The 16,854-nt window shown below is 44.2% G+C and carries 11 protein-coding genes; 6 read left to right on the forward strand and 5 right to left on the reverse strand.

Annotation, left to right across the window (positions count from 1 at the left end):
* Positions 1–65 precede the first annotated feature (65 nt).
* Positions 66–2,210, forward strand: coding sequence for a family 10 glycosylhydrolase (locus RB622_RS26315; protein ID WP_308049769.1), 2,145 nt, complete (start codon positions 66–68; stop codon positions 2,208–2,210).
* 96 nt (positions 2,211–2,306) lie between these two features.
* Here the strand turns inward: RB622_RS26315 and RB622_RS26320 are convergent, their stop codons facing one another.
* The 3 genes from RB622_RS26320 to RB622_RS26330 all read right to left on the reverse strand — a co-directional run bounded on the left by RB622_RS26320 (position 2,307) and on the right by RB622_RS26330 (position 8,634).
* Positions 2,307–5,507, reverse strand: coding sequence for a PAS domain S-box protein (locus RB622_RS26320; RefSeq protein WP_308049770.1), 3,201 nt, complete (start codon positions 5,505–5,507; stop codon positions 2,307–2,309).
* A gap of 72 nt (positions 5,508–5,579) precedes the next feature.
* Entirely contained in the window at positions 5,580–6,026 is a 447-nt protein-coding gene (locus RB622_RS26325; RefSeq protein WP_308049771.1) for a response regulator, read from the reverse strand.
* A gap of 217 nt (positions 6,027–6,243) precedes the next feature.
* Positions 6,244–8,634, reverse strand: a complete 2,391-nt coding sequence (locus tag RB622_RS26330) for a TonB-dependent receptor domain-containing protein (RefSeq protein WP_308049772.1) — start codon at positions 8,632–8,634, stop codon at positions 6,244–6,246.
* Positions 8,635–8,973: 339 nt separating this feature from the next.
* Here RB622_RS26330 and RB622_RS26335 point away from each other — a divergent pair, with 339 nt between their 5' ends.
* The 5 genes from RB622_RS26335 to hslV all read left to right on the forward strand — a co-directional run bounded on the left by RB622_RS26335 (position 8,974) and on the right by hslV (position 14,798).
* A complete protein-coding gene (locus tag RB622_RS26335; protein WP_308049773.1) occupies positions 8,974–10,209 on the forward strand; it encodes a DUF819 family protein in 1,236 nt (411 codons plus the stop codon).
* Between the two features lie 49 nt (positions 10,210–10,258).
* Positions 10,259–12,046, forward strand: a complete 1,788-nt coding sequence (gene lepA / locus RB622_RS26340; RefSeq protein WP_308049774.1) for a translation elongation factor 4 — start codon at positions 10,259–10,261, stop codon at positions 12,044–12,046.
* A 117-nt stretch (positions 12,047–12,163) separates the two neighbouring features.
* Positions 12,164–13,810, forward strand: a complete 1,647-nt coding sequence (locus RB622_RS26345; RefSeq protein ID WP_308049775.1) for a pyruvate dehydrogenase complex dihydrolipoamide acetyltransferase — start codon at positions 12,164–12,166, stop codon at positions 13,808–13,810.
* Positions 13,811–13,835: 25 nt separating this feature from the next.
* On the forward strand, positions 13,836–14,114 hold the full coding sequence (locus RB622_RS26350; RefSeq protein ID WP_308049776.1) for a hypothetical protein: 279 nt from the start codon (positions 13,836–13,838) through the stop codon (positions 14,112–14,114).
* A gap of 138 nt (positions 14,115–14,252) precedes the next feature.
* A complete protein-coding gene (gene hslV, locus RB622_RS26355) occupies positions 14,253–14,798 on the forward strand; it encodes an ATP-dependent protease subunit HslV (protein ID WP_308049777.1) in 546 nt (181 codons plus the stop codon).
* Between the two features lie 50 nt (positions 14,799–14,848).
* On the opposite strand, the gene RB622_RS26360 is transcribed toward hslV, so the two are convergent.
* Together RB622_RS26360 and dacB are read right to left on the reverse strand one after the other, a co-directional pair.
* The gene (locus RB622_RS26360) at positions 14,849–15,259 is read right to left on the reverse strand and encodes a GNAT family N-acetyltransferase (protein ID WP_308049778.1); all 411 of its coding nucleotides are present in this window, start codon (positions 15,257–15,259) and stop codon (positions 14,849–14,851) included.
* Between the two features lie 8 nt (positions 15,260–15,267).
* Entirely contained in the window at positions 15,268–16,740 is a 1,473-nt protein-coding gene (gene dacB, locus RB622_RS26365; protein ID WP_308049779.1) for a D-alanyl-D-alanine carboxypeptidase/D-alanyl-D-alanine-endopeptidase, read from the reverse strand.
* Positions 16,741–16,854: the final 114 nt, after the last annotated feature.

Here is a 16,854-nt window from a genome sequence, read left to right on the forward strand (position 1 = left end):
ATTCCAGAATAAGCGTCTTTATTACATTTATTCCTTTTTGTCATAAAAAATCTAACAGACGCCTAATGAAAAGCAATTCGTTGCATTATCTGGCTTATTTTCTGCTGTGGAGCACGTCACTTTTTGCACAAAAAGCTGCAAAAATGCCGGTAGCAATTCAACAAACCGATACCACATCCTGGTGGAAAAGGAATAATCTACGCGTCATCCAGACCAATTTACCAGCTTATGAAGCGGCAACGCTTGATCCCGATTCCCTGCTAAAAGACCTTGAAAATTTTTCAGCCAATACCCTGCTGATCAACGCGGGCGGCATTATGGCTTTTTATCCTTCTGACCTGGATTTCCACTACCGGAATCCGTTTCTGAAAAACAATAATATGCTGGCGGATGTGGTCAGAAAATGTCACGAAAAAGGCATCCGCGTGATCGTTCGTTTTGATTTCAGCAGGGTCCAGGAAAGTATTTTCAAGGCACATCCCGACTGGTGTTATATTTCCCCGAATGGTGAAAGAATTATCAATACCGACATGTATGTGGTTTCCATAAACGCACCTTATGTACAGGATAGGGCTTTCAGGATCATCGAGGAAGTTATTGATAAATTCCCGATCGATGGTGTTTTTTTAAACATGCCGGGTTATCAGGTCAACAACCCCTATGAAGGAAAATACCATGGAATTGACCAGAACGAATATGACAAAAAGCGCTTTGCCGAATACAGTAATGGTTTGGCATTACCGACCGAAGAGAATAAGGCAGATCCCTTATTTCAAAAATACCTGGAATTTAAAAAATTCACCATTGAAGACTGGTCGCACCGGCTTAACACGCTGATCAAAAGTAAAAACAGCAAAATTGCGATTTGTACCTACATGGACAAATATGTCGATATCATCCGCCACGAGTCTCAAAGCAGCACAGTCTTGCCATATTGGCCTTACACGGCCTCTGATAATGTCACGAATGCCGTTAACTCCTACCCCAACCACGTGGTCAGCAACAGCAGCATCCAGCAGATTTCTTTCCAGTCGCGCTACAATGCCGTAGAGCCGGAAGAAGTTCGGATCCGTTTGTATGAAAACATCGCCAACGGCTCCGGACTCGATATCAGCATGATGGGCGATATGCGCGGTTATGAAGACGAGCGAAATTATGACGTGATAAAAGAGATTTATGCGCACCACAAGAAGCATGAGCCCTATTTCGGAAAATATAAGTCTGTTGCAAAAATTGCGGTGATAGCACCTGGCTCATGGCCAAGCGGTCCAACGATGCAGGAATACCGAGGTATTTTGCTGATGTTGAAAGAATCACATATTCCCTTTGATATCATTGAAGACGCGCAGATCGCTAATCTGGAAGCAAAAGTAAAAAATTACCGCGTGATCATTTTGCCCGAAATTACGTATCTGAGCAAGGAATCGCTGCGCGTTCTCAAAGACGCCGTGAAACAGGGAACCAACCTGATCGCCACCAACAAAGCTCTTTTTGACACCCCTGAAACTTTGCTTGATTTGTTCGGAGCAAAAATGGTGACTAGTGAAAATGAAGGAAGCGGAAATTATTTACAACCTGATAACAAATCGGTTTTCAAGCGTTTCTCAAAACAGAAAATGCTTTTCTGGAAATTCAATCTGGGGCTTTATGATTTCAAGGCGGCTGACCAAACGTTTCTGCCGATTTTATCCAAAGGAAGACCGGGACCACCGGAAATTATCGGAGGCCACGAGCCGACTGGCTATTTCGCAATGGGCATCAAAAATCACCCTAAAAGCAAGGCTGTTCTCCTACCCATTAATCTCGGACGACTTTATTACATGCATGGTTATCAGGAACATAAAAATATTCTTCTCGACCTTATTGATTACATCTATCCGGACGCAAACAAAATGGTGCAAACCAACGCACCGGCCAGGGTGGAGATAATTCTTCAAAAATATACGAAGAACACCGGGCAGCGAAGCACGTCAGCCAATGAAAACGGTATGATCATGCACCTGATTAACCTGACTGGTTTCAGCGGAAATACTTACTTCCCGCCGCTTCCGATGCAGCAGCTTAAATTCAGGATACAGTCCGATTTCAAACCATCCAAAGTGTTTTCCATGGTTAATGAACGCCCGGTAAACTTCACCTGGAAGGATGGTTTTCTGGAATTTAAAGTGGATCAACTGGAAGCCTTCGCGAGTATTGTTATCGATAAATAACTTTTCAGAGCCAACGGAGGTAGATTACACGAGGTTTTGTCACATTCAAAGCCAGGTCGAAAAATATGTTTTGTACTTCGATAACGTACGAAAAAATCAGCGCGGGAAGTAAATCACAAATGTAGCTCCCACGCCCGGCTTGCCGATGGCGGTGATCAATCCCTGGTGATTGTCGACAATTTTCTTACAAATAGCCAGCCCGATCCCCGTTCCTTCATACGAATTTTTACTATGCAGGCGCTGGAAGATCTGAAAAATCCGGTCTCTAAACTGAGGATCAAAACCGATACCATTATCTTCAAAAGCGATATAAAGATAATTTTTATCCGCGATGCTCCCGGAAACATCAATCAGGTTTCCAGAAATAAAACCGGAGGTAATCCGCATTTCCGGACGAACGCCAGCGCTTGCAAACTTCAAAAAGTTAGTGATCAGATTGGTAAATAACTGTTCAAACTGGTAAACAATCACGTGAAGTTCGGGCAATTTGGACGCCGTGATTATTGCACCTTTTTGCTGGATACTTTCCTGAAGCTGCTCGGTAACATTATGCAACAAACTGTTAAGGTCGGTTAGTTCGAAATTGCGCTCTACGGCGTTGGCCCTTGAAAATGCCAGCAGGTCAACAATCAACTGCTGCATCCGCGTTGACGCGGCCAGCACACGGTTAAAATAGTCCTTTCCCCGATCAGATAAATTATCCTTCTCCGTCTCTATGATCCGGGTGGAAAAAGTCTGTATTTTCCGGAGCGGTTCCTGTAAATCATGACTGGCTACATACGCAAACTGCCCCAACTCAATATTCGTTTTGACAAGCTCATCATTGATCACGACAAGTTCCCGCGTCCGCTGCTGAACTTTTGATTCCAGCGCGTCAATAAACAACTTACTGTCGTGAATATCCGTACTTGTCCCCACCCACATTTGGATAATTTCATGGCCGTCCTTCTGCGGAATGGCGTGGCTTAATTGCCAGCGATATGCTCCGTCAGCCTTACGAAAACGATGCTCGCAGATAAAATCATTTTTCATCATAACCGCCCTTTTCCAGAAACGGATCGTCATTTCCCGATCATCAGGATGAACAATTTGCAGCCAACCGTCTTTTTCAATCTGCTCATAAGTCAGCCCGGAATAGTTATAAACCGACTGGTTGTAATAATTCAGATTCCCTTCTGTATCTCCCGTCCATATAAACTGCGGCATAGAATCAGCGAGTGTCCTGAATTTACCTTCACTGGTACGCAGGGCAAACTCAGCCTCTCTCCTGTCTGTTATATCAATAACCACGTTCAAAGCACCCGTGATATTTCCGCTGCTGTCCAGAATCGGCTTCGCATTTTCGATCACGTGACGGATATTTCCATCCGGCCTTTTCACATAAGCCTCTACATTCAGCGCGCGTTTTTCCTTTAAAGCCAACCCCATCGGACAGTTTTCCTGCGAAAGCAGTACGCCATCCAATGTATACAGCTCATATGCTCCACACCATAATTCTTTCCCGAGCTCCGGTACACGCCCCCACAATTTGACCGCCGACACATTAAAAAGATTGATCAATCCGTTTTCATCCACAGTATAAACCGCAACAGGCAATGCCTGAATAAGGTCTCGGTACCGTTTTTCACTTTCCTCGATAATTCGCTCCGTCCGCTTTTGCTGGGTGATGTCCATCATCGTTCCGAGCATCCGCAAAGGCTTATGGTCCTGATCAAAAATAACTTTGCCATGCGTCCTGACCCAATGTTCCGAATGATCGGGGTGAATGACCCGTGCCTCATATAAATAAGTGCCGGTCTTCAAGGCAGTTTCAAAGGCTTTTTCAACAATATTTACCCGGTCGTCGGGATGGATCTGATCTCTTAAATTTTGATGTGTAAGCACCCTGGATTCGTTCTGTCCAAACAACTGGCTCAGGCGTGCTGTGTAAACGAGATGCCGGTTTTCAAGATTAAGATCCCAGGTTGCCAGCTGCGTTCCCTCGGTAGCGAGACTTAACCGCTCCACAGCATCATTGACCAGCAACCGCGCCTCCACTTTCTCGGTTACATCATTAACCGAAACCAATACGCCTGTCACCGCTCCTTCCAGATCAAACAGGGGTGCATACTGAAAATCCAGATAGTGTTTTTTCGTACCTGTCCTGCTTTCCACATAGGCAACCGCCTCATTTTCCCTGTGGGAAACACCTTTGGTATAAACTTCGTGTAATATTTTCGGGAATTTCTGATTTGTCAGTTCGGGAAAAACATCCAGCAGTTTCCTGTCCTGTACCTCGTGTAATTCTCTTTTCCACAAATCCCGGAGCATGGTTTCATTGGCAATCGTGATCACCATATCCTCTCCTTCAAAAACGGCTTTTGCAAAAGGCGACTGTGTAACCAGATTTCTGAACTGATTTTCGCTTTGCTGCAACGCATGTTTAGCCCTGACCTGCTGCGTTACTTCTGTTGCCACGACGATAATACCGCTGATCGAAAGATCGGTTTCCAGGAGCGGCTGATAAACAAAATTGAAATACGCTTGTTCCGGGCGACCAGCCCGAACCAGGGTAACCGCAAACTCATTGCCGTGATAAGGAACACCCGTTTGCAATACCCCCTCGATAACCGGTTTCACGACAGCTTTTACTTCTGGTAAAGAATCAAATAAGGGTCGGCCTACAAATTCAGATTCCAGCCGATCGACGATCTGAAGATATGTATCGTTCGCCATTTCCACCATCAAATCAGGGCCTCGGAGGATTGTGATACCCACCGGCGCCTGCATCATGGTATTACGAAATTTACTTTCGCTTTCCTCTGCCTTTTTTCTGGCCTCGTTAGCTTTATCCGCTTCTACCCTGATACGTTCATCAAGTGTCAGCAGCGTGTCATGCAATTGAAGCAATTCCTTATAGTTAATTGTCAGGCCACCGGAAATTTGTGTTTTCCCTTCCGCCCCGGATTTCAGTTTAAGTTCCACCACCGAAAGCAGCGTCATCAGATTGCTGGAAATCAATTCCATCGTTGCCAATCCTTCCCGCGCTTGTTCTACTTCACCTCGTTTGTATAACCGAACAAGCTCAAATCCATACCGATGCAGCTTCTCATGGACTCTTTCAAGATCCTGCATCTCCGGAACATCTCCATATTTTTCAAGCGCGTAACCGTAAATCCATTGCCCTACCGCACACGCACGGTGATCAACCACCGACTTTTCATCGCTGGTAATACCGTATAAAATAGATCTCAGATTGGTTTTAAATAAAAGGTGCGTTGCCTTGACCCTCTCAAAATCCAGCTCGGGTAAATCCATACATCAATCCTATTTTCCCTCTATAAGGAATAAGCGATAAATACCTACTGACATTCAGCCAATCGCGAGATTTTAAAATTGAAAATAGAAATTCTCTTTGAAAGTTTTGAAGTTATTTTTTGTCCAGTCAATAGCCAGAATCTGCTGGATAGCCATTTTTAGTTTAGGGAAAGAGCCCGGCTTTTTAATAAAATAGTTGGCACCTTGCTCATAAAGACGATCAATGGTTCCCTCTTCTCCCGTCGTTGAAAAAATTACCACAGGTATGTCTTTCAGGTTTTCTGAGCTTCGGATTTCCGCGAGACACTCGAATCCGTTTTTCTTAGGCATATTCAGATCCAAAAATATTACGTCTGGCGGCGGGACAAGTTTGCCTAAAATGGTCATAAGCTCTGCCCCGTCATTGGCCATCGTAAGCGCTGTTGAAGCACTTACCTCCCGCAACGCATCTTCGAACAAAAGGCAATCGTCCTCATCGTCATCAGCCAGGAATATATATTTTCTCGCCCCTTCATTCATAATCAGCCTATTAAGTTCTTTTAACGTTGCGTTGATCTTTCACCTGACAAGTTACCAGGCATCAGTTTGAATGCATCACAAATGGTACCGAAATGTGTGTATTTTGAAATAAAAAATACCGGCAATTAAATATCAACGATTGCTAACACAGCTTTATTTCGAACACATTCGAATTTGACACCCAAAAAAACCAGATCTGGTCACCCCAAAATATGGCCTAATACTCTCCCTCAACCAATTCTTTCTTTTTCTTGGCCTGATGTAAACGATAGTTCAGCGTCAGATTTATCTGCCTTAACCTTCCCTGTGAGCTTGTGGTTGTGTAAAAATTTGCCCCCTCCAATATGGACCGGTATTTCCGGGAATTGAAAACATCGGTGATGCTCAGTATCAGCGTTCCGTTGTTTTTTAAAATGTCGCGGCTTGCAGCCAGGTCCAGTGTCGCCAGAGACCTGCGTCTTCCCTGCGGAGTTTGCTGAGGGGCTTCATAGTTTCCACGGAATTGCAGATCGGTATTTTTCCATAACGTAAAACGGGAGGTCGCCCGCACAAACCAGCTGTATGTATCGCTTTTAAAGCTTTCGTCCAGTCCCGTGCCATTGGTTATCGCCCGGAAAAAGTTAAGGCTTCCATCCATTTTCCACCACTGATAGAAAGAATAAGAGCTCGTAAATTCCGCCCCGTAAGAATTTTCGGTTCCCAGGTTTTCAGGTTTTGTATAAGAATTCCCGTTTTCTTCAACCCTTCGGATACTAATAATTTTGCCGTTGGTATGGCGATAATACACCGAAGAGCTGATTGAACCCTTTTCCACATACTTAATATGCCCTAATTCAAACGCATTGGTAAATTCCGGATTAAGATCCGGGTTCCCGCTAAAATAATTCCGATTGTCACTATAAGTCATGAACGGACTTAAATCATTGTACTGAGGCCGGCGGACACGTCTGCTGAAACTCAACTGAAGGGCATGCTGGCGCGGCAAATCGTAGGTCACGTGGACGCTGGGAAACAAATTGGCATACTTCCTTTTGTTGATCTCATTGGTCTGCTTTAAAGTTGTTGTCACGCCCGTCCATTCCGCGCGCAACCCAACCTGGTAGGACAATTTATTGGTTTTATTCCCCATGATCCCATAAGCGGCATTGATATTTTCCTCATATAAAAAGTCGTTGGTAAGCCCTGGAATCGGCGTAAAACTTCCATCGTCATTTTTCTGTGTAACCGTGTAGTCATTGGTCATATCGCGGGAACTGCTCCTGGCCCCAGCTTCCAGTTTTCCGTTTTTGCCAAATGGGTGCACATAGTCAACCTGGAACAAAAGCTGCTTTTCAGTTTCATAATTAACCGCGCGCTGCAACGTTGGCGGCACATCCGAAGCACTGCCATCCGGCTTGAAAGACTTCTCGTTATAATACTGATCCGAATCTTCCCAGTTGTTCAGATACCGTACGTCAGCCGTCAACTCCTGCCCTTTTCTTTTGAAAGTCTTCTTATAATTTAATGCATATTCAGAATTCGGCTCCGTTTCGGTTTCATCCTGCGTCCGATAGGTTGTACTTTGAAGATTGCTTAAATTCGATAAATAATCACGGTAGTTAATCTCAGAAAACCGTTTTCCCTTACTCAAACGATAGGTATAGGATCCGGTTAATACATTTTTATCGTTAAAATAATAGTCAATTCCGGCACGCGCGCTGTTGTTTTGCCCCTTCAAATGACTTTCCATATTTTTAAGCGTGATGAAAGTCGAATCATTGCGGAACAGCTGCTGGTTTTGCGAATTCCGCCCCGGCGTATTGCGGTAGGAAACGGTATAATTCACGAAGAAATTCAGGTTTTTCCGGCGGTAATTCACATTCGCCGCCGCTCCGAAATTTGTCGGATGGCCGGTAATGATATCAAAAGAACCGTTAAAACCTTCTTTCCTTTCTTTCTTCAAAACGATATTGATAATGCCTCCCATACCCTCCGCCTCATAACGGGCAGAAGGGTTTGTAATGATCTCAACACGCTCAATCATACTGCCTTGCAACTGCTGCAAACCGCTGCCTCCTTTCAGACTCACCAGTCCGGAAGGTTTCCCGTCGATCAATATACGTACATTGTTACTTCCCCTTAAACTTACATTACCTTCCACATCCACGGCTACTGACGGGATATTGGTCAAAATATCTGCGCCCGTTCCGCCCGCATTGGCCAGGTCTTTTCCCACATTGAATATTTTTTTATCCAAAGCCAGCTCCATGGTGCTCTTCTCCCCCTGGACCACCACTTCATTCAAAGTTTTGGTAGATGCCGTCAACTTAATTATCCCAATATTGAGCGGAGAGTTTTTAGAAGACACAGTTATGCCGGAAGTTTTGCGGGCGTTGTATCCGATAAATTCCGACAACGCGTAATAATTACCCGCGTTCACTTCAATAACAAAAGATCCCGTTTCATCGGTAATACCGCCGGTAATAAAAGTGCTATCCGAAATATTAAACAAACGGACGCTGGCGTAACCCAGACCGGCACTGTTTTGGTCGTCTGTTACTTTTCCGCTTACGGATAGTTTATTGGTGTTTTGGGCAAATGAACGATGAGAAACAATAATCAATAGCATAAAAACTATGGATATACTGAAATACCGGTTTAACCGGTTATATTTTTCAAAAAAACCCCTCTCTTCTGAGCCTGCTATCATTTGTAACTGTGGATTCATTTAATACGCAATAGGTGTTTACATGCTTATAATGCTACTAAAACCCATAAAACCACTGGATTTACTCTGAATATTTATAGATAATAGCCGTACACCTCAATAAAAGCCTTTCCGTGCATATCACGGTCTGTTTTAACTTTACATTTTTCAGTGTTTTAAAATAATTCAACTTTGTCAGCGGCAAACCTAAGTTCCTATATTTGAGCTTTCAATTCCTGCAAACCCACCAAATGAAAGATTATGTTACAAAATGACGCTTCTGTTTTGGGGCTGTTGCTGGTCATCCTGGCCATGGTATTTTACACGGCGTCACTTCCGAAAAAGGGCTGGCAAAAGTTTTATTCCGTTTTCCCACCTTTGCTGTTATGCTATTTTATTCCGGGTCTTCTCAATTCTTTTGGCGTCATAAAAGGCGCAGACTCTCAGCTTTATCCGGTCGTATCCCGTTATCTCTTACCAGCCTGTCTGGTACTTTTCACCCTGGGAATGGACTGGAAACAACTGGCAAAGCTGGGACCGTCGGCTGTTATTCTGATGCTAGTCGGCTCATGCAGCATCATCATCGGCGGTCCTGTTGCCCTTTTCCTGGTCGGCAAGATCAGTCCCGAAACCGTTGCGGGTGAAGGTCCTGATGCCATCTGGAGAGGATTGGCGACCATTGCCGGAAGCTGGATTGGCGGAGGCGCAAACCAAACAGCGCTCCGGGAAGTGTTTAAACCAAGCGACCGACTGTTCTCGCAAATTGTTGCCGTTGATGTCATTACCGCTGAACTCTGGATGGCCGTTTTAATTTACGGTGCCGGTTTTGCCACAAAAATTGACCATTTCCTGAAAGCAGACAGCAGCCAGATCGACGAAGTAAAAAATCATCTGGAAGAATTTCAGCAAACCAACCAGCGTATTCCCGCCACACGCGACTACATTTATCTGTGTGCCGTGGGGCTTGGCGCCACTGGACTTGCGCATTGGCTGGCCGAAAAAATAACGCCTTATCTGGCCACCAACTATCCGGCACTTGAAAAGTACAGCCTTACGTCAAATTTTTTCTGGATCACCGGATTGGTCACATTGATGGGTATAATATTTTCCCTCACACCACTAAGAAAACTCGAAAATGCCGGGGCCTCAAAACTGGGAAGTGTGTTCCTTTATATACTGGTTGCCACCATCGGGATGCAAATGGATTTAGGCTCGATTGCGGATAATCCAGGGCTTTTTGCAATTGGCGCCATCTGGATGCTGGTTCATGCCGGAACGATTGTGGCGGTCGCGCGGTGGCTGAAAATCCCCTATTTCTTTTTAGCCGTGTCCAGCCAGGCCAATGTGGGCGGATCAGCATCGGCATCTGTGGTCGCGGCGGCGTTTCACCCTTCCCTTGCCTCGGTTGGAATATTATTGGCAATTCTGGGATATGCCATTGGGACTTATGGGGGCTATCTTTCTGCACTTATGATGCAGTGGGTTAGCGAAATGTAGGATTTGAAAGTTTAGGCGTGTAATTTTGTCAGCCTATATAATTAATTTCATGAAGAACATTCGTAATTTTTGCATCATTGCCCATATTGACCACGGAAAAAGCACGCTGGCGGACCGTTTGTTAGAATTCACCAAAACGGTATCCAACCGCGACATGCAGGCGCAGCTCCTTGACAATATGGATCTGGAACGCGAACGCGGCATCACGATCAAGAGCCACGCGATCCAGATGACTTATCTTTACAAAGGGGAAGAATATACACTGAACCTTATTGATACGCCGGGACACGTCGATTTTTCTTACGAAGTTTCCCGTTCTATTGCAGCTTGTGAGGGTGCATTACTGCTTGTCGATGCATCACAAGGAACCGAAGCGCAGACAATTTCCAACTTATATCTTGCCATAAATCATAATCTGACGATCATTCCGGTCCTTAATAAAGTGGATTTACCAGGCGCAAGACCTGAGGAAATCAAGGATGAAATGGTTGATCTTTTAGGCTGTGACCGTGATGATATCATTCCAGCCAGTGGAAAAGAAGGTATTGGCATCAAGGAAATCCTTGACGCTATTATTGAAAGGGTTCCTGCACCGGTTGGTGACCCGGAAGCTCCTTTACAAGCCCTTATCTTTGACTCGGTTTTTAACTCTTACCGCGGTATTGAGGTAATTTTCCGTATTAAAAACGGAAGTATCAAAAAAGGTGATAAGGTTAAGTTCATGAACACCGGCAAGGAATATTTTGCCGATGAAATCGGTACGCTGGGTCTTGTACAAATACCAAAACAGGTGGTTGAATGTGGTGATGTAGGGTATCTTATTTCTGGAATTAAAGTTGCCAAAGAAGTTAAAGTGGGTGATACCATAACGCACTTAAACCGTCAGGCTTCTGAATCCATCGTTGGTTTCTCCGAAGTAAAACCGATGGTATTTGCCGGTATTTATCCCGTTGACACCACCGAATTTGAAGAACTCCGCGATGCCATGGAAAAACTTCAGTTGAATGACGCAGCCCTGGTTTGGGAACCTGAAACATCTGCGGCACTTGGCTTTGGCTTCCGTTGCGGATTCCTCGGTATGCTGCACATGGAAATTGTTCAGGAGCGTTTGGAACGTGAATTTGACATGACGGTGATCACGACCGTTCCATCGGTTCAGTTTAGAATAACGAATACCAAAGATCAGTTGATCAACATCAGTGCGCCTTCCGAAATGCCGGAGCCTAACTTGATCAACTGGATTGAAGAGCCTTATATCAATGCCCAGATTATCACAAAATCTGATTATATCGGGCCGATCCTTACGCTTTGTATGGATAAACGTGGGATGCTGAAAAACCAGGTGTACCTGACTGCGGAACGTGTTGAGCTTCAATTCAGATTGCCGCTTGCAGAAGTTGTGTTTGACTTTTTTGACAAACTAAAAACGATTTCTAAAGGTTATGCTTCACTGGATTACGATTTGGCGGGATACGAAGAATCGGACATGGTAAAACTGGACGTAATGCTTAACGGTGAACCGGTTGACGCCTTGTCGGCCATTGTTCACAGGACAAAAGCCTACGAATGGGGTAAAAAACTTTGCGAGAAATTGCGCGAGCTGATACCAAGACAAATGTTTGAAATCGCGATCCAGGCTGCTATCGGACAGAAAATTATTGCCCGTGAAACCGTGAAGGCCATGCGTAAAGACGTATTGGCAAAATGTTACGGTGGTGATATTTCCCGTAAACGTAAATTGCTTGAAAAGCAGAAAAAAGGAAAGAAAAGAATGCGTCAGGTTGGTAACGTAGAAATACCTCAGGAAGCATTTATGGCTGTATTAAAGATTAATTAAAATGAATACAGCGTTATAATTTAATAACAAAAGAAAGTGCTTCGTAAGCCTTTTGTTGTAAATTTGACTCGAATCTATTTGTAATACCCAAGAAACTAAAATACGACAAATACCGATATGGCAGAAGTAATCCGTATGCCCAAGATGAGCGACACCATGGAAGAAGGTGTTATTGCAGAATGGCACAAACAAGTTGGTGATGTAATCAAATCCGGTGAAATTATAGCCGAAGTCGAGACCGACAAAGCTACTATGGATCTTGAATCGTATTATGATGGTACTCTTCTTTATATAGGCGTAAAAAAAGGCGATGCTGTTCCTATTGACGGGATTATGGCTATCGTTGGTGAAAAAGGCGAAGATTATAAATCATTACTGGAAGAAGGTGGTGGAAACGGAAAAGCGGAGGCAAAAGAAGAAGCCAAAGCTGCACCTGTAGAAACTCCTGCACCAGCGGCTGAAAAACCTGCTGCTGCACCAGCAAAATCTACTGAAAAAATTAATGCTGCCGTAGTTCGTATGCCCAAAATGAGCGATACGATGGAAGAAGGAACTTTGGTTTCCTGGCAGAAAAAAGTGGGTGATAAAGTAAAATCAGGAGATATTCTGGCGGAAGTTGAAACAGACAAAGCCACAATGGAACTTGAAGCATACGAAGATGGTACTTTGCTTTATGTAGGTATCAAAGAAGGCGAAGCAGTTCCTGTTGATGGAATTATCGCGGTTATAGGTGAAGAAGGATCGAACGTTGAAGCATTGCTAGCCCGTGAAAACGGTGAAGCTGAGCCGGAAGCAGCACCTGCTGCCAGGGAAGCTGCAACAGAAGTTGTTGCTGAAAAACCAAATTCGGTTGCTGATGCAGGAGACCGTATCAAGGCTTCTCCTCTGGCACGTCGTTTGGCTGATGAAAAGGGAATTAACATCAATCAGGTAGCAGGAAGCGGTGACAATGGCCGTATCGTGAAACGTGATGTGGATGAATTCAAACCAGCTGCGAAAACAGAAGCTGCACCTGCTGCGAAAGCTGCTGAAGCCGCACCTGCGAAACCAGAAGCACAGGCAGCAGCTGCGCCTGCAAACGGCGATTTCGTCGACACGCCGGTTTCACAAATGCGTAAAACCATTGCACGTCGTTTGAGCGACAGCTTGTTTACCGCACCGCATTTCTATGTCACCATGGAAATTGTGATGGATAAAGCGATGGCGTTACGTCCGCAATTGAACGAAGTTAGCCCGGCTAAAATTTCTTTCAACGACTTCGTAATCAAAGCTTGTGCGATTGCATTGAAACAACATCCTGCGGTGAACTCTGCATGGTTGGGAGATAAAATCAGAAAATACAATTATGTTAATATCGGTGTTGCCGTAGCGGTTGACGAAGGACTTTTGGTTCCGGTAATCCGTGATGCTGACAAGAAAAATCTTTCTACCATTTCGGCAGAAGTAAAAGATTTTGCCGGTAAAGCAAAAGATAAAAAATTGCAGCCTAAAGATTGGGAAGGAAATACATTCTCGATTTCTAACCTGGGTATGTTTGGTGTAGATGAATTCACAGCGATCATCAACCCGCCAGATTCTTGTATTTTGGCCATTGGTGGCATTAAGAAGGTAGCTGCTTTCAAAGAAGACGGAACTGTGTACCCTACTAACATCATGAAGGTTACACTTTCTGCCGATCACCGTGTTGTTGACGGAGCACTTGCTGCTCAGTTCCTGAATACTGTGAAGAAGCTATTGGAAGAGCCGATGAGCATGTTGGTTTAAGGCCATCATTATAATTACACACGCTATGGAATCAGAAGACCGCTTAAATCAGATCGAGCCGCTTATTGCTAAAATAAGTAGAAGGTTAGACGAAATGGATGGAAGATTAGATAAAATTGCCGGATTATTAGGCAAAATTATTGAAAAATTAGATGTGATAACGGAAAGATTAGATCGAAAAACGGATCGAATGGGTGGAAAGATGGGTACTAATTCTGATGAGATAAAGAGAAGACTCATTGAAAATGAGAACTCTAGACAGGAACTCAAATCCATCTTAAACTTCCTGCAAAATCTAAACTAGTTTTTCGAAATGATTTCAATTTAAAATACAATCATGTCAAAAGTGTCAGGTTTTATAACCTGGCACTTTTGTTTTAATGAGAGAATAAAATTTTTCTGCGGTGTAAGCAGACAATCATTCAGAATTCATAACGGGAATATGGAAAAAATACATGCAACCACCGTACTTGGTGTACTTCACAACGGTACCGTATCGCTTGGTGCGGACGGGCAGGCGACAATGGGAAATACCGTTGCCAAGAGTAATGTAAAAAAGATACGTACCCTGATGGGCGGCAAAATCCTGGTAGGGTTTGCAGGATCTACGGCTGATGCCTTTACCCTTCTTGAACGCTTTGAAGAAAAACTAAACGCATATGGTGGCAACATGAAACGTGCTGCCATCGAGCTGGCAAAAGACTGGCGTACGGATCGTTACCTGAGAAAACTGGAAGCGATGATGATCACCGCCAATAAAGAAGAAATTCTGGTGATATCCGGAACGGGCGATGTTTTAGAACCGGAAAACGGAATTGCAGCCATTGGCTCAGGGGGAAATTATGCCTTATCCGCAGCGCAGGCTTTGAAAAAACATGCTGCGCATTTAACGGCAGAAGAAATGGTTCGTGAAGGACTTACCGTAGCCGCTGATTTGTGCATTTATACCAACCATAACCTTACGATTGAGAAAATCGCTCAATCGTAAGCCTGAAAACGGGTGACGTGCTTTTCACTCACGTCACCCGTTTTACATGTTTATAGTTTTTTTTCAATCTTGTAATAATCAATTCCTTCTTTTACAAAGACTTCGGAAAATTTCTCAAAACCTACCCTTTCGTAGAAATTTAACGCGTCCGCTCTGGCGTCACACCAGATCCTTTTAAAATGGGCTTCTTTGGCATAATCCATGACAAACAGTATCATTTGCTTACCCAGGCCCTGATTTTGGAATTCAGGCAATGTGGCAAACTTTCTGAAACGTATACTTTCCCCTTCCCCAAACAATGAAATAATGGTTACCAGTTGTGCGTTCTGATACAGTCCAAAATGAATTCCCGCATCGTCTCCTTCTACCTTAACAAATTCAAAGGGTTTGTCAGGCCATAATACCGCATGCCGGATTGGCAGGACCTCATCCAGCATAACTTTTCTGATTTCAATTCCCATAAAAATGATTATAATTCAGCCAGCAATGTCATGAGCCTGACCAGCTCTTCCGATACAGTCCGGCTGCTTTCCTGTTGATATTTATTTGCGATCATGGCAAAACTCAACACCGCTCCGGATTTGGTCGTTACATAACCGGCATAGGCTCTCGTCCCCTCAATGGAACCGCTTTTTGCATGAATATTGCCTGCCGCCTTCGTGCCCTTCCCCAAATTCCTGACGGTTCCTTTAAGACCTAAAACGGCAATACTCTTATAAAAATCGGGATAGGAAGCCTCCTTGGTGACAAGGCTCAAAATATCGGTGAGGTTATGCGTTGTAATGGATCCCGACGGTGACAGTCCGCTTCCATCCTTGATAAAAAAACCTCGCATATCAGCCTTTCTGTTCAGCCAGTAGTTGGTTACCGCCCTGGCCGCATCGTCATAGTCAGATTTGCCTTCCAACTGTTTTCCCGCTTTTTTCAGAAATGCATCCGCATATAAATTCACACTCCAGAAATTAGCCTGCTGGCAGATATCTCTCAATGGCGGTGATTTGTATTCATCCAGAACCTTCTTACCCGTTGGCAGCAGCAAGCCTGAAATTCCCTTTACAGCTGGCGATTCAGCTACAAACGTGATGGTACCGGATAGATTTTGTTTTAAAGCATACGCTGCGTACGTCGCCGGATCCGGAATGGATCCTTTCACCGAAAAGCTCGCGAGACCTTTTGGTACAGTTCCCGTCAGTACAATCTGACTGCTCAACGGGTTTCCATAAATAACCGTTTTGTCCCCCGAACCTCTTTCGCCGGTCGTTACTCGATTGGTAAAAACAAGATAAGGTATGGCGGGTTCAATACCAAGCAAAGTCGTCGGGTCGCCTTCATCAACACCGGGTTTGAATTTAATCCGGTACTGGTTATCGTTAAAATTAAGTCCGGACACACCGGCTCCGTAGTAATTCCCCAGATCACCCCAGATCCAGCTGTCCGCCAGGGTACTGCTGTCGAAATAAGACGCATCAGCCAGAATATCTCCTTTGATGTATTTGATCCCCAGTTTCTGGATCGCGGCCGTCCACCGGTTTACAAGCTGTGTGCTCCCGGGGTATTCTTTAAAACGATCGCTGCCCAGCGAAGGATCTCCCGTTCCGCGGATATAAATATTGCCAACGAGCGTATCTTTTTTTATCAAACCATCATATTCCAAAAAAGTCTGGTATCTGAAATCACCTCCCAAAACAGAAAGAATTGTTGCGGTGCTCACTAGTTTAAGTATGGAGGCCGATGGCAAAGATTTTTCAGAATTAATCGCAAAAATAGTTTTCTTATCGGCCACGGATTTTACGCTTACAGACAATGTTCCGTTCCTGATCAGCTCACTGTTTTGGAGCTCAAGCACGGCATCGCTAAAACCCGTTAATGCCAAACTATCAATGGATTGAGCCTTTATCTCATGCAGGATCAGCATACAGAAAAAGGTAAATATTAATTTCATAAATCTTTATTTGGTCTGAGCCGATTAAAAAAAAGATGCATTCTCATGCTAAACTATATAGACTTCCGCAATTCTACGCCTCTTTTTTGATACTTTTGTAGTTAAATATTTAAG

Origin of the sequence: Dyadobacter sp. LHD-138 (genome assembly GCF_030929615.1) — a bacterium.
GTDB lineage: Bacteria > Bacteroidota > Bacteroidia > Cytophagales > Spirosomataceae > Dyadobacter.

Bases quoted from the DNA above. Each gene is read 5' to 3' on its own strand.
- RB622_RS26315 (WP_308049769.1), top strand. From the start codon at position 66: ATGAAAAGCAATTCGTTGCATTATCTGGCTTATTTTCTGCTGTGGAGC.
- RB622_RS26320 (WP_308049770.1), bottom strand. From the start codon at position 5,507: ATGGATTTACCCGAGCTGGATTTTGAGAGGGTCAAGGCAACGCACCTT.
- RB622_RS26325 (WP_308049771.1), bottom strand. From the start codon at position 6,026: ATGAATGAAGGGGCGAGAAAATATATATTCCTGGCTGATGACGATGAG.
- RB622_RS26330 (WP_308049772.1), bottom strand. From the start codon at position 8,634: ATGCTATTGATTATTGTTTCTCATCGTTCATTTGCCCAAAACACCAAT.
- RB622_RS26335 (WP_308049773.1), top strand. From the start codon at position 8,974: ATGTTACAAAATGACGCTTCTGTTTTGGGGCTGTTGCTGGTCATCCTG.
- lepA (WP_308049774.1), top strand. From the start codon at position 10,259: ATGAAGAACATTCGTAATTTTTGCATCATTGCCCATATTGACCACGGA.
- RB622_RS26345 (WP_308049775.1), top strand. From the start codon at position 12,164: ATGGCAGAAGTAATCCGTATGCCCAAGATGAGCGACACCATGGAAGAA.
- RB622_RS26350 (WP_308049776.1), top strand. From the start codon at position 13,836: ATGGAATCAGAAGACCGCTTAAATCAGATCGAGCCGCTTATTGCTAAA.
- hslV (WP_308049777.1), top strand. From the start codon at position 14,253: ATGGAAAAAATACATGCAACCACCGTACTTGGTGTACTTCACAACGGT.
- RB622_RS26360 (WP_308049778.1), bottom strand. From the start codon at position 15,259: ATGGGAATTGAAATCAGAAAAGTTATGCTGGATGAGGTCCTGCCAATC.
- dacB (WP_308049779.1), bottom strand. From the start codon at position 16,740: ATGAAATTAATATTTACCTTTTTCTGTATGCTGATCCTGCATGAGATA.